Raw genomic sequence first — 8820 nt, 5'->3', positions numbered from 1 at the left:
GTAAGGTCCCCCCCGAAGGTAGGCCCACCCCCGAAGCGCCTGCGGCGCTTCCCCCTCGAGGGGGCATGCCTGCGGACCGGCGGAGCCGGATCCGCGGCATCCCGATACGGGGGCAGCCGTTTTTTGCGTGGCTTGCGTGGCGTAGCGCCCGCATTATGGAGAAATGAAATGAATTCGCCTCAACGCCCGCCCGCGGAGGGCGCCGCGATGAATCCCATGAAAGTGGGCCTGCTCGGCCTGGGCGTGGTCGGCGGCGGCACCTGGACGGTGCTGTCGCGCAATGCGGAAGAGATCGCGCGCCGCGCCGGTCGCCGCATTGAAGTGACCCGCGCCGCCGTGCGCGACGTGCCCAAGGCGCGCGCCCGCGTCGGCGACACGCTGCCCGTGGACACCGACGTGCACGCGCTGGTGCGCGATCCCGAGATCGACATCGTGGTCGAGCTGATCGGCGGCGATACCCTGGCGCGCGAGCTGGTGCTGGAAGCCATCGCCAACGGCAAGCACGTGGTCACCGCCAACAAGGCGCTGCTGGCCAAGCACGGCAACGAGATCTTCGCCGCGGCCTCCGAGCGCGGCGTGATGGTGGCCTTCGAAGCCGCCGTCGCCGGCGGCATCCCCATCATCAAGGCCATCCGCGAAGGCCTGACCGCCAACCGCATCCAGTGGGTCGCCGGCATCATCAACGGCACCACCAATTTCATCCTGTCGGAAATGCGCTCGCGCGGCCTGCCGTTCGCCGACGTGCTGGCCGAGGCCCAGCGCCTGGGTTACGCCGAAGCCGATCCCACGTTCGACGTGGAAGGCGTCGACGCCGCGCACAAGCTGACGCTGCTGGCCTCGCTGGCCTTCGGCGTGCCGGTGCAGTTCGACCGCGCGTACATCGAAGGCATCTCGCAGCTGGCCGCCGAGGACATCGAGCACGCCGAGCGCCTGGGCTACCGCATCAAGCTGCTGGGCATCACCAAACGCCGCGCCGACGGCATCGAGCTGCGCGTGCATCCGGCGCTGGTGCCGGCCGAGCGCCTGCTGGCCAACGTCGAAGGCGCGATGAACGCGGTGCTGGTCAAGGGCGACGCCGTCGGCCCGACGCTGTACTACGGCCAGGGCGCCGGCGAAGAGCCGACCGCCTCGGCGGTGGTGGCCGACCTGGTCGACGTGACCCGCCTGCACACCGCCGATCCGGGCAACCGCGTGCCGCACCTGGCGTTCCAGCCGGACGCCATGGCCGACACGCCGATCCTGCCGATCGAGCAGGTCAGCACGTCGTACTACCTGCGCCTGCGCGTGGACGACCAGCCGGGCGTGCTGGCCGACATCGCGCGCCTCCTGGCCGACCGCTCCATCTCGATCGGCTCGATGATCCAGCAGCCTTCGCACATCGGCGGCGCGGACATCATCTTCCTGACGCATGAAGCGGTGGAAGGCAACGTCAACCAGGCCATCGAGCGCATCGAGGCCTTGCCCTTTGTCCGTTCCAAGGTCACGCGCCTGCGCGTGGAGCATTTGGTATGAGGAAGGCCCACCCCCGAAGCGCCCGCGGCGCCTCCCCCTCAAGGGGGCACCGGCGGCGGCCCGGCGGAGCCGGCTCCGCGCGGCCTGGCTTGGCGGGACGCAGTGCATTGTGGAGTCAATGACATGAACTACATTTCTACGCGGGGGGGCATGGCGCCCCTGCCGTTTTCCGACATCCTGCTCGAAGGGCTGGCGCCGGACGGCGGCCTGGCCGTGCCGGAACAGTTGCCGCAGATTTCGGCCGAGACGCTGGAATCGTGGCGCGGCCTGTCGTACGCCGACCTGGCGTTCGAAGTGCTGTCGCGCTTTGCCACCGACATCCCGGCCGAGGACCTGCGCCGCCTGACCCGCGCCGCCTACACCCCGCAGATCTTCAACAGCGAAGACATCGTCCCGCTGCGTCCGCTGAACGACGGCCTGTCGCTGCTGGGGCTGTCCGAAGGCCCGACGCTGGCCTTCAAGGACATGGCCATGCAGTTCCTGGGCCAGGTGTTCGAATACGTGCTGACCCGCCGCGGCACCACGCTCAACATCGTTGGCGCCACCTCCGGCGACACCGGTTCGGCGGCCGAATACGCGCTGCGCGGCAAACGCGGCGTGGCCGTGTTCATGCTGTCGCCGCACGGCCGCATGAGCGCGTTCCAGCGCGCCCAGATGTACTCGCTGCAGGACGAGAACATCCACAACATCGCGGTGCGCGGCGTGTTCGACGAAGCCCAGGACATCGTCAAGGCGCTGGCCGGCGACCTGGCTTTCAAGGCCAAGTACCGCCTGGGCGCGGTCAACTCGATCAACTGGGCGCGCATCGCCGCCCAGGTGGTGTACTACTTCCACGGCTGGCTGCGCGCCACCGACAAGCCGGGCCAGCAGGTCTCGTTCACGGTGCCCTCGGGCAACTTCGGCAACATCCTGTCGGGCCACATCGCCCGCGGCATGGGCCTGCCGGTGCGCCGCCTGGTGCTGGCCACCAACGAGAACAACGTGCTGGAAGAGTTCTTCCGCACTGGCATCTACCGTCCGCGCCCGGCCGAACAGACCTACGCCACCTCCAGCCCGTCGATGGACATTTCGCGCGCCTCGAACTTCGAGCGCTTCGTGTTCGACCTGGTGGGCCGCGACGCCGACCGCGTCAAGGCGCTGTGGGCCGACATGGCGCGCGATGGTTTCTTCGACCTGTCGGCGCTCAAGCCGCAATTCGAGGCGCAGTACGGCTTCGTCTCGGGCGCCAGCACGCACGAAGACCGCCTGGCCACCATCCGTTCGCTCTACGACGAGACCGGCGTGCTGGTCGATCCGCACACCGCCGACGGCGTCAAGGTCGCGCGCGAGCACGTCGAACCCGGCGTGCCGATGCTGGTTCTGGAAACCGCCTTGCCGGCCAAGTTCTCGGAAACCATCGAGGCCGCGCTGGGCCGTCCGGCCACGCCGCCTGGCAACCTGGCCAACCTGGAATCCTTGCCGCAGCGCGTCGAAGTCATGGACTGCGATGCCGCCGCCGTGCGCCGCTACATCGAGGCGCACGCCAAGGTGTAAAGGCAGCTTGCGGTTGTATGGGGTTGCAACCCCTCGCCGGTGTGAACCGCGAGGGGTTTTTTACGTTCATACGCATTTTGGCCACATGCCGTCACTTTTTCCGGGCGGTCATCCGATAAAGTGAATTCACCATTCACAATCGGAGAACACGCCCATGAATCTGAAGACCATGACGTTGGCCCTGGTGGTGACCGGAGTAGGGGTGCTGGCCGGATGCTCGTCGCCCTCGGTTATTCAGCAACGGGACGGGACCTCGACCGTGACGCCCGACGAGCCGACCTACGACAAGAAGTCCGGCATGTACGAGTACGACAAGGACGGCAAGAAGGTCCAGATCAACAAGGACGACGTGAAGTCCATCGAAGAGCTCAAGTAACCCCTTCGCGGGATCTGGATGAAAAAAGCCCCGGCTCAGGCCGGGGCTTTTCGTTTGGCCGCGTGCGTGGCTTACTTGCCCGCGTCCTCGGCGTGGTAGCGGCCCACGCGCTCGACTTCGTTCTTCGAGCCCAGGATCACGCTGACGCGCTGGTGCAGCTTTTCCGGCTGGATGTCCATGATGCGCTGGGTGCCGTTGATGGAGGCGCCGCCGGCCTGTTCGATGAGGAAGCTCATGGGGTTGGCTTCGTACATCAGGCGCAGCTTGCCGGCCTTGCCCGGTTCGCGCGCGTCCCAGGGGTACATGAAGATGCCGCCGCGGGTCAGGATGCGATGCACGTCGGCCACCATCGAGGCGATCCAGCGCATGTTGTAGTCCTTGCCCAGGGGGCCGGTGGAGCCGGCCAGGCAGTCGTCGATGTAGCGCTTGACCGGGGCGGCCCAGTGGCGCATGTTCGACATGTTGATGGCGAATTCCTTGGTGTCCTCCGGCACGCGGATGTTCTCGTGGGTCAGCACCCACGAGCCCATTTCGCGGTCCAGCGTGAAGCCGACCACGCCGTTGCCGATGGTCAGCACCAGCATGGTCTGCGGGCCGTAGACGGCATAGCCGGCCACCACCTGCTTGTTGCCCGGTTGCAGGAAGTCGGCTTCGCAGACCGGCGCGCCCGACACGTTGTGAGGAGCGTGCAGCACCGAGAAGATGGTGCCGATCGACACGTTCACGTCGATGTTCGACGAGCCGTCCAGCGGATCGAACAGCAGCAGGTATTCGCCCTTGGGGTAGCGGTTCGGAATCAGGTGGATGGTCTCCATCTCTTCCGAAGCCATGGCCGCAAGATGGCCGCCCCATTCGTTGGCTTCGAGCAGGATCTCGTTGGACAGCACGTCCAGCTTCTTCTGCACTTCGCCCTGCACGTTCTCGCTTTCGAGGCTGCCCAGGACGCCGCCGAGCGCGCCCTTGCTGACCGCGTGGCTGATCGCCTTGCAGGCGCGCGCCACGACTTCGATGAGCAGCCGCACTTCGGGGGCCAGGGCCTGCGCGGAGCGTTGCTGCTCCACCAGGTATTGGGTAAGTGTTTTACGTTTCAAGAGGTTCTCCCTATGCTGCGAATTCTAAAGCCTTGGATACGATTTCCTGCACGTTGCGCGACAGCCCCTCGTGGCCGCGCACCCGCTGCAGGGCTTCCTGCATGGGGCCGCGCAGGGCGGGCACGTAGCGCGACCAGTTGTCCAGGGCGCGCGCCAGGCGCGCCGCGATTTCGGGGTTGAGCGCATCCAGCGCCAGCACCTGCTCGGCCCAGAAGGCGTAGCCCGATCCATCCGGATGGTGCATGCCGCGGGCGTTGTTCAGGCAGAACTGGAAAATCAGCGCGCGCGCCCGGTTGGGATTGCGCAGCGTGAATGCCGGGTGCGTCATCAGCTCGCGCGCGGTTTGCACCGTGGTGTAGCGCGCCGCGGCCTGCAACGCGAACCACTTGTCCACCACCAGTGCGTTGTCGCGCCACTTGTCGTAGAACGCGGCCAGCGCCTGTTGCGGAAAATCGCCCTGGCCGTAGTTGATCAGGGCCGACAGCGCCGCCATGCTGTCGGTCATGTTGCCGGCGTGCTCGTATTGCTGCTCGGCCAGGCGCTGCGCCTCGTGCTCGCCGGCGGCCATCAGATGGCTGAGCGCCAGGTTCTTCATCGCGCGCTTGCCGGCCGGCACTGGCGCGGGGCTATATGCGCCCGGCGTCTGGTTGTCATCGAAGGCCTGGCGGAATTCGGCCGCCAACTGCCGGCCCAGCTCGGCGCGCAGGAAGTCGCGCGCCACCGCCAGCGCCGGCGGATCGACGGCCTGCATGCGTTCGGCCAGCGTCTTTTCCGACGGCAGCGCCAGGGCGCGGGCGCGGTAGGCGGCATCCAGCGCCGGGTCGGTCAACAGCGCGCGCCAGGCGGCGATGAAGGCCGGGTCGACGTGCAGCGTGCGGCCGGCCTGGCGCGCCTCGGCCAGCGCCAGGATCTGGCGGGTGGCCAGTTCCTGGCCGGCTTCCCAGCGCGCGAAGGGGTTGCCGTCGTGGGCCGACAGCAGCGCCAGTTCCTCGTCGCTCCAGTCGTAATCGACGATCACCGGCGCGGAAAAATCGCGCAGCAGCGAAGGCACTGGCATCTCGTCGATGCCGTCGAAATGCCATTGCTGGGTCTGCGTGGTCAGCTCCAGCAGCGCCGTGTCACGCTCCACGCCGTCGAGCCGCAGGGGCAGGGCGCGGCCATTGCGGTCCAGCAGGCCGATGGCGAACGGGATATGGTATGGCGCCTTGACGAAACCGGCGGGGGCCTTCTTTTCGACGCCGACCGGCTGGCATTCCTGCGACAGCGTCACGGTGCAGCGGCGCGCCGCGGCGTCGTGCGTCAGCTTGACCGTCACGCGCGGCGTGCCCGCCTGGCGGTACCAGTTGCGGAACACCGACAGATCACGGCCCGGGTGCTGGCGCGTGTAGACCGATTCCATGGCGGCGACGAAGTCGTCGCAGGTCACGGCCTGGCCGTCGTGGCGGCGGAAATACTCGTCCATGCCGGCGCGAAAGCCCGCCTCGCCCAGCAGCGTGTGCTGCATGCGGATGACCTCGGCGCCTTTTTCGTACACCGTGGCGGTATAGAAATTGCCGATTTCCTGGTAGCTGTCGGGGCGGATCGGGTGGGCCATCGGGCCCGCGTCCTCGGGGAACTGCGCCGCGCGCAGCGTCACCACGTCGTCGATGCGCTTGACCGCGCGGGCGCTGGCGGCAGCGGCCTCGTCCATGTCCTGCGCCATCATGTCGGCGCTGAATTCCTGGTCGCGGAAGACCGTCAGGCCTTCCTTCAGGCTCAACTGGAACCAGTCGCGGCAGGTGACGCGGTTGCCGGTCCAGTTGTGGAAGTACTCGTGGCCGATGACCGATTCGATGCCTTCGTAGTTGGCGTCCGTGGCGGTATCCGCGTCGGCCAGCACGTAGGCGGCATTGAAAATATTCAGGCCCTTGTTCTCCATCGCGCCCATGTTGAAGTCATGGACGGCCACCACCATGAAGCGGTCCAGGTCGAGTTCCAGGCCGAAACGGGTTTCGTCCCAGCGCAGCGCGCGCACCAGGGAATCCAGCGCCCATTCGGTCTTGGTCTCGGCGCCCGGGTCGCTGTAGACCTGCAACAACACGTCGCGGCCGCTGGCGGTCTTGACCGTGGTTTCGCGGTGGGTGAGGTTGCCGCCCACCAGGGCGAACAGGTAGCAGGGCTTGGGGAACGGATCTTCCCATTCGACCTCGTTGCGGCCGTCGGGCAATTGGCGCGAGGCCACCAGGTTGCCGTTGGACAGCAGTACCGGGTAAGCCGGCGCGGCGCGCAAGGTCACGCGATAGCGCGACATGACGTCGGGACGGTCGGCGAACCAGGTGATGCGGCGAAAGCCCTCGGCCTCGCATTGCGTGAAGAAATTGCCGCCCGAAACGTACAGGCCCATCAGCGTGGAGTTGGCCGAGGGTTTGCAGCGGCTGACGATCTCGATGGTGGCCTCGGCGGGCAGGCCGTACAGCGCCAGGCTGTGTTCGGACAGGCGGTAGCGGTCGGGTGGCAGCGCCTGGCCATCCACCGCTACCGAAACGAGTTCCAGCTCTTCGCCATCGAGCACCAGCGCGGCGTCGGCGCTGGCCTCGGCTTTGCGCCGGACCTGCATGACGCAGCGGACTTCGGTGCTGTCGGGCGCGAGATCGAAGGCGAGGGAAACCTGCGGGATGTCGTAGGGGTAGGGCTGGTAATCCTTGCGGTATACGGTAACGGGCGTGTCGGTGCGCATGGGATTGCAGTCCTGTATGAACGAGAGTCCTATTGTAGTGGCTGGGTCGGCGGGCGCAGGGCTGCAAGGCGTCGCAAGGCGTAAACTTTCCACGGGCCGCGCGGTCCAAGCTCAGTATGATGGGCGCCGTTGCGCGCGATGAGGAGTTGCAAATGTTCCGTTCTTTCCCGTTCAATACCGGCCGCTGGGCGGCCGTCCTGGCCGTATTCGGGGCACTGGTGCTGAGCGGATGCGCCACCCCCACCGTATCGGCGCGCGTCACCTCGTTCCAGCAATGGCCTGCCGGGGTCGAAGGCCAGACCTACCAATTCGTGCCGGCCGAGCCGTCGCAGGCCAATAACCTCGAATACCAGTCCTACCAGGACATGGTTCGCGCCGGTATCGGCGCCACCGGACTGGTGGAAGCCCAGGGCGGCGCCAAGGCCCGTTTCAATGTCTCGTTCCGTTATGGCACGACGCAGACGCAGGTCATGGTGCGGCGCCCGTACGATCCGTATTTCAATGGCGGTTACGGTTATGGCGGTTTCTACGGCCCGCGTCCCTGGGGTGGTTACTATGGCTACTGGGGTCCCGAATGGGTCGACGTGCCGGTGGTGGCCCAGCGCAATACGCTCACGCTGCAGATCCACGACAGCCAGCGGGGCGGGGCCGAAGTCTATCGGTCCAGCGCTTTCATACTCAGCGAGCAGGACAATTTCATGCGCATGATGCCCTATCTGGTTCGTGCAATATTTGACAACTTTCCAGGAAATAATGGCGCCGAGCGCGAAATCCAATTCCCGGTTCAGTAAATTTCAGCAGCCCGCAAGGGTTGTTCGAAAATAAAAAAGGCGCACCATTTTGGTGCGCCTTTATTTTTCTTACTGAAAGATAGGTTTTATTCTTTGATAAGAAAACTGTCGCGCGTGGCCCCCGCGGCTTCTTCCGCGGCGAGCCAGCGAGGCGCCTTGCCGCGGCCGCTCCAGGTCTCCCCGGTCTGGGGATGACGGTACTTGGGCGCAACGGCGCGTTTGGCGGCGTTGGCGGGGCGGGCGGCGGCGCCGGTCTTGCGGCGACCACCGCTGCTGGCGGTGCGAACGGATTTGCCAGCACCAAAGGCGGCGGCAATTTCTTCGGGCGTGATGTCGTACTCGCGCATCGAGGTGATGATCGAAGCGATCACCGGCTTGCGACGCTTGGTCTGGAGGACTTCAGCCTTCTTTTGGAGCTTGTTGATTTCCTTTTCGATCTTTGCTTGCAGAGCTGCGTAGGTTTCTCGGGCCATGGTTATTCCTGATTATGGAACTGCTTTAATCGCCGGCGGAGTTATGTTTATTTGTTGTGCCTCGCATAATACAGAAGTTACCGAGCCATTGCCGCAGTTTCGGACTAATTACTTTGTATCAAAACCGCCTGAGAGCGTTCAGTCTTGCGGCTTCCGGCCTGGAACAAGTATTGGGAATGATATTCCCAAATTTGGGACTAATTGAAACAAGATAGTCTTTGGTTCACAGGGCGGACGAATGCTGCCGGTCGGGCGCCGAATTGCACGGTTTTGTTTCACGAAGCGAGCGGATGGGAAGGGAATCGGTATTTTTCGCGGTAGCGGAACA

The 8820-nt window shown here is 65.5% G+C and carries 7 protein-coding genes; 4 read left to right on the top strand and 3 right to left on the bottom strand.

The window, feature by feature from the left end; genetic code table 11:
• Positions 1–207 precede the first annotated feature (207 nt).
• The 3 genes from DK459_RS22315 to DK459_RS22305 all read left to right on the top strand — a co-directional run bounded on the left by DK459_RS22315 (position 208) and on the right by DK459_RS22305 (position 3421).
• Positions 208–1512, top strand: coding sequence for a homoserine dehydrogenase (locus DK459_RS22315; RefSeq protein ID WP_020924485.1), 1305 nt, complete (start codon positions 208–210; stop codon positions 1510–1512).
• A 123-nt stretch (positions 1513–1635) separates the two neighbouring features.
• On the top strand, positions 1636–3045 hold the full coding sequence (gene thrC / locus DK459_RS22310; protein ID WP_110135074.1) for a threonine synthase: 1410 nt from the start codon (positions 1636–1638) through the stop codon (positions 3043–3045).
• Between the two features lie 154 nt (positions 3046–3199).
• Complete coding sequence (locus DK459_RS22305) at positions 3200–3421, top strand: YgdI/YgdR family lipoprotein (protein WP_070543275.1); 222 nt, start codon at positions 3200–3202, stop codon at positions 3419–3421.
• Positions 3422–3492: 71 nt separating this feature from the next.
• On the opposite strand, the gene DK459_RS22300 is transcribed toward DK459_RS22305, so the two are convergent.
• Together DK459_RS22300 and pepN are read right to left on the bottom strand one after the other, a co-directional pair.
• The gene (locus DK459_RS22300) at positions 3493–4512 is read right to left on the bottom strand and encodes a class 1 fructose-bisphosphatase (protein WP_006388436.1); all 1020 of its coding nucleotides are present in this window, start codon (positions 4510–4512) and stop codon (positions 3493–3495) included.
• A gap of 10 nt (positions 4513–4522) precedes the next feature.
• Positions 4523–7228, bottom strand: a complete 2706-nt coding sequence (pepN, locus tag DK459_RS22295) for an aminopeptidase N (RefSeq protein ID WP_049050983.1) — start codon at positions 7226–7228, stop codon at positions 4523–4525.
• A gap of 152 nt (positions 7229–7380) precedes the next feature.
• On the opposite strand from pepN, the gene DK459_RS22290 reads away from it, so the two are divergent.
• On the top strand, positions 7381–8019 hold the full coding sequence (locus DK459_RS22290) for a DUF4136 domain-containing protein (protein ID WP_006388438.1): 639 nt from the start codon (positions 7381–7383) through the stop codon (positions 8017–8019).
• 86 nt (positions 8020–8105) lie between these two features.
• Here DK459_RS22290 and DK459_RS22285 read toward each other — a convergent pair whose 3' ends face one another.
• The gene (locus DK459_RS22285) at positions 8106–8492 is read right to left on the bottom strand and encodes an H-NS family nucleoid-associated regulatory protein (RefSeq protein ID WP_006388439.1); all 387 of its coding nucleotides are present in this window, start codon (positions 8490–8492) and stop codon (positions 8106–8108) included.
• Between the last annotated feature and the right edge of the window lie 328 nt (positions 8493–8820).

This window comes from Achromobacter sp. RW408 (assembly GCF_003184165.1).
Classification (GTDB): Bacteria; Pseudomonadota; Gammaproteobacteria; order Burkholderiales; family Burkholderiaceae_B; genus Achromobacter; species Achromobacter xylosoxidans.
The sequence above is the reverse complement of the archived record's forward strand: the minus strand, read 5'-3'. Positions and strand labels throughout refer to the sequence as shown.